The sequence below is a fragment of the Actinokineospora bangkokensis genome (assembly GCF_001940455.1).
Taxonomy (GTDB): Bacteria; Actinomycetota; Actinomycetes; order Mycobacteriales; family Pseudonocardiaceae; genus Actinokineospora; species Actinokineospora bangkokensis.
Genome location: NZ_MKQR01000007.1, coordinates 65339 through 82201 on the forward strand (window position 1 = coordinate 65339; position 16863 = coordinate 82201).

Sequence of the window (16863 nt, forward strand, 5' to 3'; positions counted from 1 at the left end):
CCGCGATCGGGCCTGGCCTGGCAGGATGGCCCCGCGGAGCGACCGCTCGGGGCGGGAGCACAGGGGAGAGGCGCAGGTGGAGGACCACAAGATCGTCCAACGCAACATCGCCCTGCAGCGGGAGTGGTACGGCGAGCCGCTCGGCGACCGGGTGCGCAGGCTGGTCGTGGCCTTCGACGTCTCCCAGGCCAACCTGGCCGACGTGCTGGGCATCAGCGCCCCGATGCTCTCGCAGGTGATGTCCGGGCGGCGCGCGAAGATCGGCAACCCGGCCGTGCTGGCCCGGCTGATCATGCTGGAGCGCAAGGTGCTCACCCCCGAGGTCGCCTCCGGCCGCCGCGAGGCCCTGCAGCGCGCGCTGGAGGACGTCCGCAACTCCAAGCCCTCGGTGACCAGGGACAACCTGCCGGTGGACATCGGCCGCAGCGCGATCATGGCGCTGCGCCGGATCGCCTCCCCGGACGACCTCACCGCCGCGGCGGGCCTGCTCAGCGACCGCTACCCCGACCTGGCCGACCTGCTCCGCCGGGCGGGCAAGCGCGCGTGACGCGCCACTTCTCCGCCTTCCCCCTGCCCGACCCCGTCGCCGACCACCTCGCCGCCGCGCTGGACGCGCTGGACGTCCGCCCGCCGCTGCGCCGGACGCCGCGGGAACAATGGCACGTCACCGTCGGTTATTACGGTGCGGAAGACCCCCATGCCCGGCTGGCCTCCCTCCGGGAGAAGGTCGCCGGGTTGCGGGCGCCCAGGCTGCGGCTCCGCGGTTCGGGCACCTTCGCCTCGGTGGCCCTCCTGGTCGTGCGGGACAGCACCGGGGCGCTGGAGCCCCTGGCCGAGGCCGCGGACTTCGCGGTGGGCGGTCACCCCGCGTACTCCCCGCACGTCACCGTGGCCACGTGGTCGCGGCGGGAGGACCGGGGGCCGGGGGAGCGGTTGGCCGCCGACCTGGTCGACTACTCGGGCCCGTGGTGGAGCCCGTCCGCGCTGGTGCTCTACGCCAGCGAGGACGGCCGGTACACGCCGGTTGACCAGGTGGGACTCCGGGCGCCGGGGTAGCCCGGGGGGAGAACTGCTAACCTTGGGATTTGGGTGCGGCTGCGGTCCGTGGCGGCCGTCACCGACTTCCCGGGGACGGGGGTTTCCCGGCCCGGGCCGCACGGCACAGTCACGAAGCAGGAGTAGCACCCAGTGGCACTGACCACCGAGCAGAAGAAGTCGATCCTCACCGAGTACGGCGTGCACGACTCGGACACCGGATCGCCCGAGGCCCAGATCGCGCTGCTGACCAAGCGCATCAAGGACCTCACCGAGCACCTCAAGGAGCACAAGCACGACCACCACTCGCGTCGTGGTCTGCTGCTGCTTGTCGGCCGCCGCCGCCGGCTGCTCAACTACCTGACCAAGGTGGACATCGAGCGCTACCGGTCGCTGATCCAGCGGCTCGGCCTGCGCCGCTGAGCACGACCCGGGGGGAGGGGCCGCGAGGACCCTCCCCCCGGGTGTCCCGCCCCCGCGGCGGGACTCGAACCTGACAAGCAACGAAGAGGAACCAGGGCGAGCACGCCACACGCGCTGCGGGACCAGTTCGCCGGTCCTCGGTAGTGGTCTCCGGGACCGCCCCCGCACAGGGAGTGCGGGGAGCCCGAGGACTTCGATCGAAGACCGGCCTCGTCCGAACCGCGACCCCGTGCTCGGGTAGTGCGCGCGCCCAGAGGACCGAGGAGAACCAACTACATGACGGACACCACCGTCCACGAGTCGACCGCTGTCATCGACAACGGCAAGTACGGCTCCCGCACCATCCGCTTCGAGACCGGCCGCCTCGCGCGGCAGGCCGCGGGCAGCGTCGTGGCCTACCTCGACGAGGAGACCATGCTGCTGTCGGCGACCACCGCCTCGAAGCAGCCCAAGGAGCACTTCGACTTCTTCCCCCTCACGGTGGACGTCGAGGAGCGCATGTACGCCGTCGGCCGCATCCCGGGCGCGTTCTTCCGCCGCGAGGGCCGCCCGTCGACCGACGCGATCCTGACCTGCAGGCTGATCGACCGCCCGCTGCGCCCGTCGTTCGTCGACGGCCTGCGCAACGAGATCCAGGTCGTCATCACCGTGCAGTCGCTCAACCCGCAGGACCTCTACGACGTGGTGGCCATCAACGCCGCGTCCGCCTCCACCCAGCTCGCGGGCCTGCCGTTCTCCGGCCCGATCGGCGGCGTGCGCGTCGCGCTGATCGAGGGCCAGTGGGTCGCCTTCCCGACCCACGAGCAGCTGGGCGGGGCCGTGTTCGACATGGTCGTCGCCGGTCGCGTGGTCACCAAGGCCGACGGGTCCGCCGACGTCGCGATCATGATGGTCGAGGCCGAGGCCACCGAGAACGTCATCGACCTGATCGGCGAGGGCCAGCAGGCCCCCACCGAGGAGGTCGTGGCCGCGGGCCTGGAGGCCGCGAAGCCGTTCATCAAGGTGCTCTGCGAGGCCCAGGCCGAGCTGGCCGCGCACGCGGCCAAGGAGACCCGGGAGTACCCGACCTACCCGGCCTACCAGCCCGACGCCTTCGAGGCGGTGTCCGCCGCCATCTCCGACGAGCTGGCCCAGGCGCTGACCATCGCCGACAAGCAGGAGCGCGAGGCCCGCATCGACGAGGTCAAGGCGCTGTGCCTGGAGAAGGTCGGCGCGGTCGAGGGCGGCGCCTTCGACGGCCGCGAGAAGGAGGTCGGCGCGGCCTTCCGCTCGGTGAACAAGAAGCTGGTGCGCCAGCGCATCCTGCGCGACAAGGTGCGCATCGACGGCCGCGGCCTGACCGACATCCGGTCGCTGTCGGCCGAGGTCGCGCTCATCCCGCGGGCGCACGGCTCGGCGCTGTTCGAGCGCGGCGAGACCCAGATCCTCGGCGTCACCACGCTGAACATGCTGCGCCTGGAGCAGCAGATCGACTCGCTGTCGCCCGAGACGCACAAGCGCTACATGCACCACTACAACTTCCCGCCGTTCTCCACCGGTGAGACCGGCCGCGTCGGCTCCCCGAAGCGGCGCGAGATCGGCCACGGCGCGCTCGCCGAGCGCGCGCTGGTGCCGGTGCTGCCCAAGCGCGACGAGTTCCCCTACGCCATCCGCCAGGTCTCCGAGGCGCTGGGCTCCAACGGCTCGACCTCGATGGGCTCGGTCTGCGCGTCCACCATGTCGCTGCTCAACGCCGGTGTGCCGCTCAAGGCGCCGGTCTCGGGCATCGCGATGGGCCTGGTCTCCGACGAGGTCGACGGCGAGACCCGCTACGTGGCGCTGACCGACATCCTCGGTGCCGAGGACGCCTTCGGCGACATGGACTTCAAGGTCGCGGGCACCAAGCAGTTCGTCACCGCGCTGCAGCTGGACACCAAGCTCGACGGCATCCCCTCCGAGGTGCTGGCCCAGGCGCTCAGCCAGGCGCGCGACGCCCGGTACACCATCCTGGAGGTCATGGCCGAGGCCATCGACGGCCCGGACGAGATGAGCCCCTACTCGCCGCGGGTCACCTCGGTGAAGATCCCGGTGGACAAGATCGGTGAGGTCATCGGCCCGAAGGGCAAGATGATCAACTCCATCACCGAGCAGACCGGTGCCGACATCTCCATCGAGGACGACGGCACGATCTACGTCGGTGCCGCGGACGGCCCGTCCGCCGAGGCCGCGATCGACCTGATCAACGCCATCGCGAACCCGCAGCTGCCCAAGGTCGGCGAGCGGTTCCTGGGCACGGTGGTGAAGACGGCCGCGTTCGGCGCGTTCGTCTCGCTGCTGCCGGGCAAGGACGGCCTGGTGCACATCTCCAAGCTCGGCAAGGGCAAGCGCGTCGGCAAGGTCGAGGACGTGGTCAACGTCGGCGACAAGCTGCGCGTGGAGATCGCCGACATCGACCAGCGCGGCAAGATCAGCCTGGTCCTGGTCGACGAGGAGTCCGCCGAGGGCGGCGAGACCGCCCCGCAGGCCGAGGCCCCGGTCACCGAGGCGGCCAACGCCTAGTGGCCCCCCGCACGACGACGGCGGCCGCGGGTGCCCAGGGCACCCGCGGCCGCGGTCCCTCCCGGATCTCCCGCGTGTCCTCCCGGGTGCGCGGGCACGAGCAGAAGCCCGGCAGCACGGTCACCCTGGAGCGCTCGGCCGACGCCGAGGTCAAGCGGACCCTGCTGCCCGGCGGCCTGCGGGTGGTCACCGAGCAGGTGCCCGGCGTGCGCTCGGCGTCGGTGGGCATCTGGGTGGGCGTCGGCTCGCGCGACGAGCCGCTGCCGGTCGCCGGTGCCGCGCACTACCTGGAGCACCTGCTGTTCAAGGGCACCGCGAAGCGCTCGGCGGCGGCCATCGCGGAGGAGATCGACGCCGTCGGCGGCGAGCTCAACGCGTTCACCGCCAAGGAGCACACCTGCTACTACGCGCACGTGCTCGACGAGGACCTGCCGCTGGCGATCGACCTGGTCTCCGACGTGGTCTTCGACGCGCTGTGCGCCGAGCCGGACGTGGAGACCGAGCGCGGGGTGGTGCTCGAGGAGATCGCCATGCGCGACGACGACCCCGAGGACCTGCTGCACGACGCGTTCTGCGAGGCGCTGATGCCCGGGCACGCCCTCGGGCGCCCGGTGCTGGGCACCGAGGAGTCCATCACCGGCATGAGCCGGACCGCGCTCAACGGGTTCTACCGCCGCCGCTACACCCTGCCCCGCATGGTGCTCGCGGTCGCGGGCAACACCACCCACCGGCAGGTGCTCTCCCTGGTGCGCAAGGCGCTCGGGGACCGGCTCGCCGGTGAGCGCGCCCCCCTCGCCCCGCGCGTGGGCCGGGCCCGGTTCGCCACCGCGCCGTCGCTGGCCCTGCACACCGACGACACCGAGCAGGCGCACATGATGCTCGGCGTGCGCGCGCTCGACCGGCACGACGAACGCCGGTTCACCCTCAGCGTGCTCAACGCGGCCCTGGGCGGGGGCATGAGCTCCCGGCTGTTCCAGGAGGTCCGCGAGCGGCGCGGGCTGGCCTACCAGGTGTACTCCTCGGTGGCCTCCTACGCCGACGCCGGGCACCTGTCGATCTACACCGGGTGCCAGCCCGACCGACTGGGCGAGGTGGCGGGCGTGGTCCGCGAGGTGCTGGCCGACGTGGCCCGCGACGGGCTGACCGACGCCGAGGTCGCCCGCGGCAAGGGCCAGCTGCGCGGCGGGCTGGTGCTGGGGCTGGAGGACACGAGCTCGCGGATGTCGCGCATCGGCAAGGGCGAGCTGGCCTACGCCGACTACCTCACCGTCGAGCAGACCCTCGACCGGATCGCGGCGGTGACCGCCGAGGACGTGGCGCTGCTGGCCAAGGAGCTGCTCAACCGGCCCCTGGCGGGCGCGGTCGTCGGCCCGTACGAGTCCACCGAGGACCTCCCCGTCCGGCTCTGAGCGCCGGACCCACCCCGAGCCACCCAGGCAGGAGCAGCACGGTGACCGAGCCCACCCCCCTCCGCGTCGGCATCCTGGGCGCCCGCGGCCGCATGGGCGCCGAGGCCGCCCGCGCGGTCGAGGCCGCCGAGGGCATGGAGGTCGTCGCCCAGGTCGACGCGGGCGACTGGATGTTCGACCTCGCCGACGCGGGCGCGCAGGTGGTCGTCGACTTCACCCACCCGGACGTGGTGATGGACAACCTGCGGTTCTGCGTGGACCAGGGCATCCACGCGGTCGTGGGCACCAGCGGCTTCGACGACGCCAAGCTGGCCGCGCTGCGCGGGTGGCTGGCGGCCAAGCCGGAGCTGGGCGTGCTCATCGCGCCGAACTTCGCCCTCGGCGCGGTGCTGTCGATGAAGTTCGCCGCGCTCGCGGCCCGCTACTACGACACCGTCGAGATCATCGAGCTGCACCACAACCGCAAGGCCGACGCCCCCAGCGGCACCGCGGCGCACACCGCCCGGCTGGTCGCGCGGGCCAGGCAGGAGGCAGGGCTCGGGGAGGTGCCCGACGCCACGACGTCCGAACTGGACGGTGCGCGCGGGGCGCTGGTCGACGACGTGCGCGTGCACTCGGTGCGGTTGCAGGGGTTGGTGGCCCACCAGGAGGTCCTGTTCGGCGGTCCCGGTGAGACGCTGTCGATCCGGCACGACTCGCTGCACCGGGAGAGCTTCATGCCGGGCGTGCTGCACGGCGTGCGCGAGGTGGGCACGCGGCCGGGGCTCACCGTGGGCTTGGAGAACTACCTCGACCTGTGACAGCGGTTAGGATCCCCCCGTGTCCTCCCGCACCGTCTCGATCATCCTGACCGCCGTCCTGGTGGTCTACTTCGTGCTGCTGGGCGGCCGGGCGGTGGCGCTGTTCCGGGACGGGTCCCCCATCGCCGTCGGCCTGGGGGTCGGGGTCATCATCCTGCCCGTCGTCGGCGTGTGGATCGCCTGGTCGACCTTCCGCTTCGGGGTGCGCACCGAGAAGCTGGCCCGCGCGCTCGACGCCGAGGGCGGGTTGCCGGACACCTCGGACCTGCCCCGCATGCCCTCCGGCCGGGTGGACCGCACGGCCGCCGACGCCTGGTTCGAGACCCAGCGCGCCGAGGTGGAGCAGCGCCCGGAGGACTGGCGCTCCTGGTACCGCCTCGCGGTCGCCTACGACGTGGCGGGCGACCGCTCCCGGGCCCGCGAGGCCATGCGCAAGGCGCTCGACCTGGCGGGCGTGTGAGCACCTACGTGCTCGTGCACGGCGCGAGCTCCGACGGCACCCACTGGCAGCGCGTCACCCCGCTGCTCACCGCCCTCGGCCACCGCGTCCTGACGCCCGACCTGCCGATCAGCGACCCGCGCGCCGGGCTCACCGAGTACGCCGACGCCATCGTCGAGGCCATCGGGGAGCACCGCGACGTGGTGCTGGTGGCGCAGTCGATGGCGGGCTTCTCCGCCCCGATCGCCGCCGCGCGCGTGCCGGTGGACCTGCTGGTGCTGGTCGCGGCCATGGTCCCGGTGCCCGGTGAGACGGCCGGGCGGTGGTGGGCGGCGACCGGGCAGCCCGAGGCGCAGCGCGCGGTCGACCTGGCCCTGGGCCGCGACCCCGACGCCCCGTTCGACCCCGACTTCCGCTTCCTGCACGACCTGCCCGCGGACCTGCGCGCCAGGATGTCGGCCACCGAGCCGCCCCACCAGGCGGACACGCCGTTCACCGAGCCCTGGCCGCTCAGCGCCTGGCCGGACGTGCCCACCCACGCGCTGGTGGGCCGCGACGACCGCCTCTTCCCGCCGGACTTCCTGCGGCGGGTGACCCGGGAGCGGCTGGGGATCGACGCCGAGGAGATCCCCGGCGGGCACCTCCCGGCCCTGTCCCAGCCGGAGGCGCTGGTGGAGCGGCTGGAGGCCGCGCGCACCCGGTCGTGACGGCCGTCCTGCCCGGGGTTGTCGGTGCGCCTCGGTACGGTCCCGGCATGAGCAGCAGCGAGCCGCGGGTGGAGACCCGGTCGGCCCGGCCCTACGCCTGCATCCGCACCCGCGCGCCGCTGAGCGAGTGGGGGCGGGTCAACGCGCTGGTCGGTGAGGTGCGGGCGTGGCTCGACGAGCGCGGCGTCGCCGTGGTCGGCGCGCCGCAGTACCGGTACCACTCGGTCGACGTCGCCGGGGAGATCGACGTCGAGGTCGGGTGGTGCGTGGCCGAGCCGGTCGAGGGCGACGGGCGGGTGCGGCCGGGGGAGTGGCCCGCCGGGGAGTACGCCGTGTGCGACCACGTGGGTTCGCCGGACCGGATCACCGAGGCGTTCGCCCGGTTGGACGAGTGGTCCGCGCGGACCGGGCGCCCCTTCGCCAAGCGCGGCGAAACCTGGGTGGGCCGTTTCGAGACTTATCTCACGGACCCTGCCCACGAGCCTGACCTGGACCGATGGCGCACGGAGGTGGCGTACCTGCTCGGCACCGGGTGATCGCCCCGAATGATCTACGCCTGGGCGCCGCGACGGCCTAGCATCGGGTGCTCACGACCACGGCGCCCCGCCGCTCCCGGAGAAGGTGGACACGTGAACGCCAACGAAGCCCTGGCCGAGGCCGACGAGCGGTACGAATCCGTCGGCGTCTGCCTCTGCCCCGCGTACGCGCGCGTGCCGGGCAGGCGCGAGCTGCACGACATCGGCGCGCCCGGGTGCGCCCACGGCACCACCGACGCGGTCAGGGCCGACGTCGAGTGAGCGCCGCCGAATAGGCGATCAGGAGCAATCCGCTGCGGCGGAAAGGGGACCGGTGGGCGCGCGCCCGCCGGTCCCGCTTTTTCACTCACCGCGCCGACCAGGTGTGAATCCCACTTGACCCGGTGCTCCCGAGCTGGGGTTTGTTGCGGATAGCATCGATATCCAGCCCATTTCTCGCCCTCTGTCACCACCCTTTCGGGCGCGTGTGCGCTTTTGCGGGCGATCAGTAGCGTCGGTTCCCGTCAGAACTTGACATCCCCTGCGGGTACCACGGCAATGCCTCACGCCCACCGCTGCGCCCGGGGCGCCGTGGTCCGACGAGCACTGGTCCGACACAGCGAGGGAGCACACCGGATGACCACCCACGGATCTCTGGCGGCCACCACCGCCGAGGCGTCCTGGTTCTGCTGCGGCACGGCCTGGGGCCCCTGCGGCTCGGCGGGCGGCGGCGCCTGCGGCACCTGCAAGTCCGCCAGCATGCAGTGCGCCTGGCCGAACACCTCCGACGCCTGCTTCGCCATCACCCGCCCCGACAGCTGCGGCGACACCCTGCTGCGGCAGACCTGCGGCCACACCTTCTACATCAAAAATTTGTGTCGAACCACAGAGATCGGTGTGAAAATCGCTGACTGCGGCCCGCAGACCGACCTGTGGTGCGGGGAGAAGTCCTGCTGCTCGGGCAGCTGCGCCACCGACCGGCTGATCGACCTGACCCCCGCCGCGTACAGCAAGATCGGGTCGCTGTCGACCGGCATCATGCCCGTCCAGGTGAGGAGCTGACCGTGGACCTCGGACGCCGCAAGTTCCTGACCAGGGCCGTGCTCGGCAGCGCGGGCGCGGTCGCCGGGGCCACCGCCCTCGGCTCGCTCGCCCCCGAGGTGGCCCTGGCCGCCACCGGTGACCGGGTCGTGCCCGCTGGCGAGGTCGACCCCGACTTCGCCGAGGGGCGCGTCACCGCCATCAGCGGGTCGCTGCTGCTGGTCACCGGGTCGGACAAGGTCCTGCACCGGATCCACCTCACCGGCGGCACCAGCGTGTGGAAGCTCAGGCCGACGACGCTGGACGCGGCGGCGGTGGGCGACGGGCTCTACGCTCGCGGGGTGCGGTTACCCGACGGCACGCTCGCCGCGGACGCGGTGTGGCTGAACATCGTCAACCTGCAGGCGCACGTGGCCGCGATCACCAGCGACGCGCTGCACCTCGACCACGCGGGCAGCCGGGTCGTCGGCCACGTCGTCGCGGGCACCACCGCGGCGGTCTACAACGGCACCCCGGCCGTGCGCGACCTGTCGCTGCTCCAGGTGGGCAGGCACGTGCAGCTGGTCGGGGCGTGGCGGCCGGACACCAACGAGGTCGACATCGCCACGGTGTACGCGTCGGCGGCCTGAGGGAGGCGGAGATGGTGGGATCGCTGGGCACGGCCGGGCTGCTGGGCACCGGCCCCGCGGTGGCGCTGGCCGCGGTGCTGGCCTGGGCCGCCGGGTTCAAGCTGCTCTCCCGCGGCGCGGCCACCACGGCCCGCCGCTCGGCGCTGCGGGTGCTCGTGGGCGAGGGGCGGGTGCTGCCCGCCTACCGGGCGGTCGGCGCCGCGGAGGCCCTGGTGGCCCTCGCGCTGCTCGTCCCGGCCGCCAGGCCCGTCGGCGGGGTCGCGGCGGCGGTGCTGGCGGTCGGCATGCTGGCCTACCTGGGCTACGCGCGCTCGGCCGCCCCGGAGTCGTCCTGCGGGTGCCTGAGCGAGAAGGTGGCGCCGGTGGGCGCCCGCCAGTTCGCCAGGGCCGGGCTGATGGCCGTGGTCGGCGCGGCGGCGGTCCCGCAGGGGGCGTTCGCCGCGCTGCCCGCGCTGGTGCTGCTGCTGGCGGTCGTCGCGCTCTCCCCGGAGCTGGACGGCTGGTGGCTGCTGCCGCTGCGCAGGCTGCGGGTGCGGCTGAGCCACCCGCTCGCCCGCCGGACGACCTTCGAGGTGCCGGTGGACTCCTCGGTGGCGCAGCTGCTGCGCAGCGACGCCTACCGCTCGGTGGCCGGGCTGGTCCGCTCGGACCTGCTCGACTCCTGGGACGAGGGCGAGTGGCGGATCCTCACCTACGGCGCCCGCCGCGTCGACGGCACCCCGGCCACGGCCGTGTTCGCGGTGCCGCTGTACCGGTACGAGCCGGAGGACGTCCGGGTCGCCCTGGTCGATGACGCCGAAGCCGCCCCGGCCGCGGTCTCGGCGGCGGACACTGTCGTGGCGTAGGTGCACCATGGGGCCATGTGTCGCAGCATCAAGACCCTGAGGCCCCCGTTCACCGACGACGCGGACGAGGACGACGTCCGGGCGGCGGCTCTGCAGTACGTGCGCAAGATCTCGGGGTTCCGCGCCCCGGCCGCGCACAACGCCGAGGCCTTCGAGGCCGCGGTGGACGCGGTGGCCGCCGCCACGGCCGAACTCCTCGACCGGCTGGTCGTCAAGGGGCGGTAGACCACGGCGCGCCCCACCGGCCCGCGGGTGCGGCACCCGGCGCACCCGCGGGCCGGTCTTCGCCGTGCCCGGCAGGGGAGGGTCCATGCGGACGTGGAAGCGCAGCACCTTCAGCGGCGACAGCGGCAACTGCGCCGAGGTCGCCCTCGGCGCGCCCGTGGGCGTGCGCGACTCCAAGGCGCCCGGTGCGGTGCTGTGGGTCAGCCCGCGGGCGTGGACCGCCCTGCTGGGCGCGCTGTCAGGACTGTCAGAACAGCCACCCCGCGCACAGCGCGGGTGAGGCGGCCAGCAGGCTGAACCGGATGAACCGGCCCACCAGGCCCGCGCCGATGAACGTGCTCAGCCGCATCCGCACCAGGCCCGCCAGCACCACCGTGGCCATGTAGGGCGGCAGCCCGACCACCGAGCTGACGGTGTACGTGCCGACCATCCAGCGCGGGTGCTCCTGGCAGCGGGCCCGCACCGACTCCACCCACGCCCGCACCCGCTTGGTGCGCAGCTGCCAGGCCGCCCGGCGCGGGGTCAGCGGCTTGGGCTCGCGGGCGTGCAGCCTGCGGTGCAGGAACTCCGGCAGCCGGATCGAGCCGCGCCCGACGTAGTAGTGCACCAGCTTCCCGGCCACCTGCCCGACCGCCACCACCAGGCCGAGCAGCAGGAACGGGATGCCGGGCTCCTTGGCGGCCAGGCCGAGCACGAACAGCTCGATGCTGACGAAGGGCACCACGGCCGAGGAGAACGCGACACCCAGCGTGAGGCACAACCAGGTGAGCAGCACGCGGACGATCACCTCCCGACCCGACCAGCCGTCGACGGTACCCGACCCCGTCGGTGGGACGTCCCACCCACCGCCGGGGTTGCGGTCTGCCCTGGTAGTCGCCCGCCACGCCCGGAACGTCTCACCCCGGCGCGCGCCTCACCCCGGCGCGCGCCTCATCCCGGGAGCGGGCCGAGCAGGAACTCCCCGGCCGAGCCGGGGGAGTGGTCGAAGTAGAACTCCCGGATGGCCGAGAGGATCTCCGGCACCCCGATGTAGCCGTCCTCGTCGGTGTCCAGCCGCCGGTGCACCTCGCGGGCGTCGGCCTCGGGCAGGGCCATCAGGCTGCGGGTCCAGCGCACCTCGTCGTCGGCGGTGAGGCGGCCGTCGCCGTCGGTGTCGGCGATGGCCATGATCGCCTCCAGGAACGGCTGGTAGACCGCGTCGAAGTTCTCCGGGGTCTCCAGCAGCCCGTGCGCGAACGCCCGCTGGTACTCCGCCAGCGAGATCCGCTCGTCGCCGGTGGTGTCGGCCACCGACCGCAGGTGCCGCCACAGCCCGCCCATCAGCCCGCGCACCCGCACCAGCCGCGGGTCGTCGGGGCCCAGGTCGTACTCGGCGGCCAGGTTCGCGCAGGCCCGCTCGAAGTCCGCGCGCTCGACCAGGCCGTTGCCGTCGAGGTCGTAGGTCTGGAACCGGCGGGCCAGCTTGCGCTCCAGGTGACTGCGCACCGCGTCCTCCCCGTTGATCACCGGATGGCCCGAGTCAACCACGCCCCGGCCCCGGGCGCGGCGGGCCGCACGCCGGGGGCGGCACCGGGCGGGCGTGGTGGGAGGGGGAGCACCTCAGCCCAGGGCCAGCTCCAGCGACCCGGTCAGCCGCACCTCGCGCAGGGGCTGACCAGCGGCGTCGAGGGTGCGCACCACGCCGTCGGGCTCCCAGCCCGCGCGCCGGTAGAAGTTCACCGAGGCCGCGTTGCGCTCGGGCACCCACGCGATCCCCCGGGTGGCCCCGCCCGCGCGCAGCGCGGCGGCGGTGGTGGCCAGCAGCCTGCCGCCGTGCCCGCGCCTGCCCCACCTCGGCTCGACCAGCAGGGTGCCCACCAGGGCCACGGTGGCCGCGTCGGGCACCGGCACGTCGTTGGCCGCCGCGGACTCCGACTCCGGCGACGGGCCCGCCGAGCAGAACCCGACGACCCACCGGCCCTCCTCGGCCACGAACACCGACGCCGGGCCCTGGGCGATGGTCTGGCGCCACTGCTCGGCCGCCGCCGCCGCGTCGAACCCGTCGAGCACCTCGGCGGGCAGCACCGTGGCGAACCCGGTGCGCCAGGTCTCCAGCTGGAGCCGGGCGACCTCCTCGGCGTCCTCGGGCCGGGCGGGGCGGACGTGGGCTTCGGCCATGGCGGCGAACCTACCGGGGGGAGTGTCGGTGGTGGCCGGCAGCATCCACCACCGTGGCAGCCCCAGCACTGGAGACCATGACCGCCGACGCCGCGCGCCGCACCGCGCTGGCCGCCCAGGGCTTCGCGGACCCGCGGCCCACCGGCCCGCCGACGCGCAGGCACCTGCAGAAGGCGCTCTCGCGCGTGCAGCTGCTCCAGCTCGACTCGGTGAACGTGGCCGTGCGCGCGCACTACATGCCGCTGTTCTCCCGGCTGGGCGGCTACGACCCGGCGCTGGTCGACGACGCGGCCTGGCTGCACAGCGCGCGCAGGCCCCGGCTGCTGGTCGAGTACTGGGCGCACGAGGCGAGCCTGGTCCCGGTCGAGGACTGGCCGCTGTTCCGCTGGCGGATGCGCCGGTTCGAGGAGCGCTACGCCCGCCACGTCGACCGCGTCCGCCGGGAGTCGCCGGGGCTGGTCGAGGACGTGCTGGCCGCCGTGCGCGACCTGGGCCCGTCGACGGCGGGCGCGCTGCAGGCCGCGCTCGGCGGGGTGGGCCCGAAGGTCAAGGGCGGGTGGTGGAACCGCTCGGACGTCAAGGTCGTGTGCGAGTACCTGTTCGCCGTCGGCGCGCTGACCACCGGCACCCGCAAGGGCTTCCAGCGCCACTACGACCTGCCCGAGCGGGTGATCCCCGCCGACGTCCTCGCCCAGACCCCGGACGACGACGAGTGCGCGCGCAGGCTCACCCTGCGCGCGGCGCTGGCGCACGGCGTGGGCACCGAGAAGGACCTGCGCGACTACTACCGCTTGCAGCCCGCGCAGTCGCAGCGGGCGGTGGCCGAGCTGGTGGAGGCGGGGCAGCTGGAGCCGGTGGCCGTGCGCGGTTGGTCGCACGCCGCCTACCGCCACCCGCAGGCCAGGACGCCGCGCCAGGTGCGCGGGCGGGCGCTGCTGTGCCCGTTCGACCCGCTGGTGTGGGAGCGCGCCCGCACCGAGCGGATCTTCGACTTCCACTACCGGATCGAGATCTACGTGCCCGAGCCGCAGCGGGTGCACGGCTACTACGTCTTCCCGTTCCTGCTCGACGGGCACCTCGTGGGCCGGGTCGACCTCAAGGCCGACCGGGCGACGGGAACCCTGCGCGCGCAGGGGGCGTTCGCCGAGCAGGGGGTGGACACCCGCCGGGTGGCGGCCGAGCTGGCGGGCGAGCTGCACGCCATGGCCGCCTGGCTGGAGCTGGACCGGGTGTGGGTGGGTGAGCGCGGCGACCTCGCCGGTGACCTCGCCGCCGCGCTCTGACCGGCTCGACATCACTGTGACAGCGGTGATGACACCACCATGGTGTCATCACCGCTCGACAGATGTCAGATTCGGTGTCATGGTGGTGTCATGGATCTGAGCCCGTACATCTCCGCACTGCGGGATGACCTGACCACCACCGCCTCCGCGGGCGACGAGACCACCCGCCGGGCGGCCACCGTGCTCGCCGCCGCGCTGGAGCCCGCCGCCCGCCTGGCGATCATGACCGCGCTGGCCGACCTGGCCGCCGAGGTCACCGCCGAGCTGCCCGACCACGTCGTCGACGTCCGCCTCGACGGCCGCGACGTGCGGGTGGCCGTCACCGCCACCGCGGGCGCCCGCCGCCCCGAGCCGGAGCCCGAGCCCGAGCGGCCGCGCGCCGAGCAGCCGGGCCAGTCCGGGCCGTCCGGGCACCAGGGCCAGGGCGGGCCCGCGGGCGCCGCCGGGGACATGAGCCGGATGACGCTGCGGCTGTTCGAGGAGCTGAAGTCGCGCGCCGAGCAGGCCGCCTCCAGCCAGGGCGTCTCGCTGAACACCTTCGTCCAGCAGGCGTTGCAGGGCGCCCTCAGCGGCAAGGGCAGGCACGGCTTCGGCCACCACACCCCGCCCGCCGACGGCACCCCCGACGACGACGGCAAGCGCGTGCGCGGGTGGTACACCGGATGAGCACCCCCAGCCGCGTGGAGAGCTTCGAGGCGGGCTCGCCCGTCCACCTCGACCTCACCGCCACCTCCGGCCGGGTCGAGGTCCGGCTGACCGACGAACCCGGCGTGCACGTCGAGGTCCGGCACGCCCCGGACGCGGGCAGCGCGTGGGCCGAGGGCCTGGCCGGGCTGCTGAGCTGGGTGGGCGGCCAACTCGGCGAGCAGGCCGCCGAGGCGCCCGCCGAGGCCGTCCGCCGGACCCGCGTCGAGCTCGCCGCGGGCAGGCTCGTCGTGCGCACCCCCACTACCGCGCCGCTGCGCGCCGTCCCGCTGGGCATCACCGTGCTCGCCCCCGAGGGCTCGCGGATCACCGCCCAGACCGGTTCCGCCGCCTTCACCGCCACCGGCACGGCCGACGCGGTGGAGGTCACCGCCGGGTCCGGGACCGTCGACGTCGCCGGTGCCACCGGCGGGGTGCAGGTGACGGCGAACAACGGCACCGTGCGCATCGGCCCCACCGGGGGCGGCGTGCGCGCCCGCACCGGCTCCGGCGAGGTCGACGTGGCCGCCGTCGCCGCGCCCTCCACCATCACCACCAGCGGTGGCGACGTGCACCTGGCGTCGGTGGGCGCGGACGTGCTGGTGCGCACCGGCAGCGGCGCCATCACCGTCGCCGAGGCCACCGCGGGCAAGCTGGAGCTCACCACCGGCTCCGGCGCGCTGTCGGTGCTCGTGCGCCCGGGCACCCCCGCGGAGGTCGACCTCAGCAGCGGCAGCGGCGCCGCGACCGCCGAGCTGCCGCTGTCCGGCACCCGCCCGGACACCGCCCCCGGCCTGCGCGTGCGCGGCCGCAGCGGCTCCGGCGACGTCCGCGTCGGCCTCGCCCGGAGCTGATCACCGCTGGTCCCGGCCCGTGAGCCTGCCCTCCGCCGGGGCGGGCTCACGGGCTACTGTGGCGGCTGACCACCGAGGGCTAGTGGAGGACCAGCGCGTGACCGAGACGGTGCGGCCGAGGGTGCAGCTCATCGCCAAGACCGAGTTCTTCCCGCCCGCGGACGTGCCGTGGTCGACCGACGCCGACGGCGGCGAGGCGCTGGCGGAGTTCGCCGGTCGCGCCTGCTACCAGTCCTGGACCAAGCCCAACCCGGCCACCGCCACCAACGCCGGGTACATCCGGCACATCATCGAGGTCGGCCACCTCTCGGTGCTCGAGCACGGCAGCGTGTCGTTCTACCTCACCGGCATCTCCCGGTCGCTGACCCACGAGCTGATCCGGCACCGGCACTTCTCCTACTCCCAGCTCTCCCAGCGCTACGTGCCGGAGAAGGCCGCGGCCATGGTGGAGCCGGACGTCATCGCCGAGGACCCCGAGCTGCACGCGCGGTTCCTCGCCGCCGCCCAGGCCAGCCAGGACGCCTACAACGAGCTGCTGGCCGGGCTGGAGGCCAAGTTCGCGGACGTGGCCAGCCCGACGCTGCGCAAGAAGCAGGCCCGCCAGGCGGCCAGGGCGGTGCTGCCCAACGCCACCGAGACCCGCATCGTCGTCACCGGCAACTACCGGGCCTGGCGGCACTTCATCGCCATGCGCGCCTCCGAGCACGCCGACGTCGAGATCCGCGCGCTCGCCGTGGAGTGCCTGCGCCAGCTGCAGAAGGCCGCCCCCAACGCCTTCGCCGACTTCGCCATCACCGCGCTGGCCGACGGCACCGAGGTCGCCTCCAGCCCGCTGGTCGCCGAGGGCTGAGCCGTGAAGCGCCTGGTCATCGACGCGACCCCGGAGGAGTACGCGGTCACCCGGCTGGAGCGGGGCAGCCGCGTCGACCCGACGATCTTCTCCGCCCCCGGGCTGGTCTCGGTCACCAGCACCCCCGCCGAGGTCTCGGTGGTGAGCCCCGCCCCGCACGCGCCGTCCGGCGGGCGCACCGAGGTGGGCTGGCGGCTGCTCACCGTGCGCGGGCCGCTGGAGTTCACCCTCACCGGGATCATGGCCTCGCTGTCGGGGTCGCTGGCCTCGGCCGGTGTGACGCTCTTCGCGTTGTCCACCTTCGACACCGACCACCTGCTCGTCCACGCCCAGGACCTGCCCAGGGCGATCGCCGCGCTGCGCGCCGACGGACACGAAGTGCACCCCGCGAGCGACTGACCCGGCGGAGCGGGATTTTCGCGGCACCAT

General features: G+C 74.0%; 23 protein-coding genes. 20 read left to right on the plus strand and 3 right to left on the minus strand.

Going from position 1 to position 16863, the window contains the following annotated elements; all coding sequences use genetic code 11:
- The first annotated feature begins 76 nt into the window (after nucleotides 1-76).
- From BJP25_RS04565 to BJP25_RS04630, 15 genes are all read left to right on the plus strand, one after another.
- Entirely contained in the window at nucleotides 77-547 is a 471-nt protein-coding gene (locus BJP25_RS04565; RefSeq protein ID WP_075973519.1) for a transcriptional regulator, read from the plus strand.
- Nucleotides 544-1056: a 2'-5' RNA ligase family protein gene (locus BJP25_RS04570; RefSeq protein WP_075973520.1), complete on the plus strand. Its 513-nt coding sequence runs from the start codon at nucleotides 544-546 to the stop codon at nucleotides 1054-1056. Before BJP25_RS04565 ends, BJP25_RS04570 begins: the two co-directional genes overlap by 4 nt.
- Nucleotides 1057-1188: 132 nt before the next feature.
- Nucleotides 1189-1458 carry a 30S ribosomal protein S15 gene (gene rpsO / locus BJP25_RS04575; protein ID WP_075973521.1) on the plus strand — a complete coding sequence of 90 codons (270 nt, stop codon included), beginning with the start codon at nucleotides 1189-1191 and terminating at the stop codon, nucleotides 1456-1458.
- A 276-nt stretch (nucleotides 1459-1734) separates the two neighbouring features.
- A complete protein-coding gene (locus BJP25_RS04580) occupies nucleotides 1735-3996 on the plus strand; it encodes a polyribonucleotide nucleotidyltransferase (RefSeq protein ID WP_075973522.1) in 2262 nt (753 codons plus the stop codon).
- Nucleotides 3997-4070: 74 nt separating this feature from the next.
- A complete protein-coding gene (locus tag BJP25_RS04585) occupies nucleotides 4071-5405 on the plus strand; it encodes a M16 family metallopeptidase (protein WP_075974062.1) in 1335 nt (444 codons plus the stop codon).
- Between the two features lie 41 nt (nucleotides 5406-5446).
- Nucleotides 5447-6205 (plus strand): 4-hydroxy-tetrahydrodipicolinate reductase, encoded by a 759-nt coding sequence (dapB, locus tag BJP25_RS04590; RefSeq protein ID WP_269844520.1) that lies wholly within the window; start codon nucleotides 5447-5449, stop codon nucleotides 6203-6205.
- 19 nt (nucleotides 6206-6224) lie between these two features.
- Complete coding sequence (locus tag BJP25_RS04595; RefSeq protein WP_075973523.1) at nucleotides 6225-6665, plus strand: tetratricopeptide repeat protein; 441 nt, start codon at nucleotides 6225-6227, stop codon at nucleotides 6663-6665.
- Nucleotides 6662-7351: an alpha/beta fold hydrolase gene (locus BJP25_RS04600; RefSeq protein ID WP_075973524.1), complete on the plus strand. Its 690-nt coding sequence runs from the start codon at nucleotides 6662-6664 to the stop codon at nucleotides 7349-7351. The genes BJP25_RS04595 and BJP25_RS04600 overlap by 4 nt, the downstream gene beginning before the upstream one ends.
- A gap of 47 nt (nucleotides 7352-7398) precedes the next feature.
- A complete protein-coding gene (locus tag BJP25_RS04605) occupies nucleotides 7399-7887 on the plus strand; it encodes a GyrI-like domain-containing protein (protein ID WP_075973525.1) in 489 nt (162 codons plus the stop codon).
- A 93-nt stretch (nucleotides 7888-7980) separates the two neighbouring features.
- The gene (locus BJP25_RS33995) at nucleotides 7981-8148 is read left to right on the plus strand and encodes a hypothetical protein (protein ID WP_158075597.1); all 168 of its coding nucleotides are present in this window, start codon (nucleotides 7981-7983) and stop codon (nucleotides 8146-8148) included.
- Between the two features lie 354 nt (nucleotides 8149-8502).
- The gene (locus BJP25_RS34000) at nucleotides 8503-8928 is read left to right on the plus strand and encodes an RlpA-like double-psi beta-barrel domain-containing protein (RefSeq protein ID WP_075973526.1); all 426 of its coding nucleotides are present in this window, start codon (nucleotides 8503-8505) and stop codon (nucleotides 8926-8928) included.
- Nucleotides 8929-8930: 2 nt separating this feature from the next.
- Nucleotides 8931-9536: a cell wall protein gene (locus BJP25_RS04615; protein ID WP_233157912.1), complete on the plus strand. Its 606-nt coding sequence runs from the start codon at nucleotides 8931-8933 to the stop codon at nucleotides 9534-9536.
- A gap of 11 nt (nucleotides 9537-9547) precedes the next feature.
- Complete coding sequence (locus BJP25_RS04620) at nucleotides 9548-10381, plus strand: MauE/DoxX family redox-associated membrane protein (protein WP_084793685.1); 834 nt, start codon at nucleotides 9548-9550, stop codon at nucleotides 10379-10381.
- A 15-nt stretch (nucleotides 10382-10396) separates the two neighbouring features.
- Nucleotides 10397-10606: a DUF2277 family protein gene (locus BJP25_RS04625; protein WP_075973527.1), complete on the plus strand. Its 210-nt coding sequence runs from the start codon at nucleotides 10397-10399 to the stop codon at nucleotides 10604-10606.
- A gap of 85 nt (nucleotides 10607-10691) precedes the next feature.
- The gene (locus BJP25_RS04630) at nucleotides 10692-10886 is read left to right on the plus strand and encodes a DUF397 domain-containing protein (protein ID WP_075973528.1); all 195 of its coding nucleotides are present in this window, start codon (nucleotides 10692-10694) and stop codon (nucleotides 10884-10886) included.
- Here BJP25_RS04630 and BJP25_RS04635 read toward each other — a convergent pair.
- The 3 genes from BJP25_RS04635 to BJP25_RS04645 all read right to left on the minus strand — a co-directional run bounded on the left by BJP25_RS04635 (nucleotide 10854) and on the right by BJP25_RS04645 (nucleotide 12763).
- Nucleotides 10854-11378, minus strand: coding sequence for a YqaA family protein (locus BJP25_RS04635; protein ID WP_075974066.1), 525 nt, complete (start codon nucleotides 11376-11378; stop codon nucleotides 10854-10856). The two genes, BJP25_RS04630 and BJP25_RS04635, sit on opposite strands and share 33 nt — an antisense overlap.
- A gap of 158 nt (nucleotides 11379-11536) precedes the next feature.
- Complete coding sequence (locus BJP25_RS04640) at nucleotides 11537-12091, minus strand: EF-hand domain-containing protein (protein WP_075974067.1); 555 nt, start codon at nucleotides 12089-12091, stop codon at nucleotides 11537-11539.
- Nucleotides 12092-12205: 114 nt separating this feature from the next.
- Nucleotides 12206-12763 (minus strand): GNAT family N-acetyltransferase, encoded by a 558-nt coding sequence (locus BJP25_RS04645; protein ID WP_075974068.1) that lies wholly within the window; start codon nucleotides 12761-12763, stop codon nucleotides 12206-12208.
- A gap of 77 nt (nucleotides 12764-12840) precedes the next feature.
- On the opposite strand from BJP25_RS04645, the gene BJP25_RS04650 reads away from it, so the two are divergent.
- The 5 genes from BJP25_RS04650 to BJP25_RS04670 all read left to right on the plus strand — a co-directional run bounded on the left by BJP25_RS04650 (nucleotide 12841) and on the right by BJP25_RS04670 (nucleotide 16833).
- Nucleotides 12841-14046: a winged helix-turn-helix domain-containing protein gene (locus BJP25_RS04650; RefSeq protein WP_143218924.1), complete on the plus strand. Its 1206-nt coding sequence runs from the start codon at nucleotides 12841-12843 to the stop codon at nucleotides 14044-14046.
- A 90-nt stretch (nucleotides 14047-14136) separates the two neighbouring features.
- A complete protein-coding gene (locus BJP25_RS04655; RefSeq protein WP_075973529.1) occupies nucleotides 14137-14712 on the plus strand; it encodes a toxin-antitoxin system HicB family antitoxin in 576 nt (191 codons plus the stop codon).
- A complete protein-coding gene (locus tag BJP25_RS34005) occupies nucleotides 14709-15584 on the plus strand; it encodes a DUF4097 family beta strand repeat-containing protein (protein ID WP_075973530.1) in 876 nt (291 codons plus the stop codon). The genes BJP25_RS04655 and BJP25_RS34005 overlap by 4 nt, the downstream gene beginning before the upstream one ends.
- A 97-nt stretch (nucleotides 15585-15681) precedes the next feature.
- Nucleotides 15682-16434, plus strand: a complete 753-nt coding sequence (gene thyX / locus BJP25_RS04665; RefSeq protein ID WP_075973531.1) for an FAD-dependent thymidylate synthase — start codon at nucleotides 15682-15684, stop codon at nucleotides 16432-16434.
- A 3-nt stretch (nucleotides 16435-16437) separates the two neighbouring features.
- Nucleotides 16438-16833 carry an ACT domain-containing protein gene (locus BJP25_RS04670; RefSeq protein WP_075973532.1) on the plus strand — a complete coding sequence of 132 codons (396 nt, stop codon included), beginning with the start codon at nucleotides 16438-16440 and terminating at the stop codon, nucleotides 16831-16833.
- The last annotated feature ends 30 nt before the right edge of the window (nucleotides 16834-16863 follow it).

Coding starts and splice junctions, on each gene's coding strand:
- BJP25_RS04630 (WP_075973528.1), top strand. CDS start 10,692: ATGCGGACGTGGAAGCGCAGCACCTTCAGCGGCGACAGCGGCAACTGC.
- BJP25_RS04645 (WP_075974068.1), bottom strand. CDS start 12,763: ATGGCCGAAGCCCACGTCCGCCCCGCCCGGCCCGAGGACGCCGAGGAG.
- BJP25_RS04620 (WP_084793685.1), top strand. CDS start 9,548: ATGGTGGGATCGCTGGGCACGGCCGGGCTGCTGGGCACCGGCCCCGCG.
- BJP25_RS04650 (WP_143218924.1), top strand. CDS start 12,841: ATGACCGCCGACGCCGCGCGCCGCACCGCGCTGGCCGCCCAGGGCTTC.
- BJP25_RS04580 (WP_075973522.1), top strand. CDS start 1,735: ATGACGGACACCACCGTCCACGAGTCGACCGCTGTCATCGACAACGGC.
- BJP25_RS04625 (WP_075973527.1), top strand. CDS start 10,397: ATGTGTCGCAGCATCAAGACCCTGAGGCCCCCGTTCACCGACGACGCG.
- BJP25_RS34005 (WP_075973530.1), top strand. CDS start 14,709: ATGAGCACCCCCAGCCGCGTGGAGAGCTTCGAGGCGGGCTCGCCCGTC.
- BJP25_RS04655 (WP_075973529.1), top strand. CDS start 14,137: ATGGATCTGAGCCCGTACATCTCCGCACTGCGGGATGACCTGACCACC.
- BJP25_RS34000 (WP_075973526.1), top strand. CDS start 8,503: ATGACCACCCACGGATCTCTGGCGGCCACCACCGCCGAGGCGTCCTGG.
- BJP25_RS04605 (WP_075973525.1), top strand. CDS start 7,399: ATGAGCAGCAGCGAGCCGCGGGTGGAGACCCGGTCGGCCCGGCCCTAC.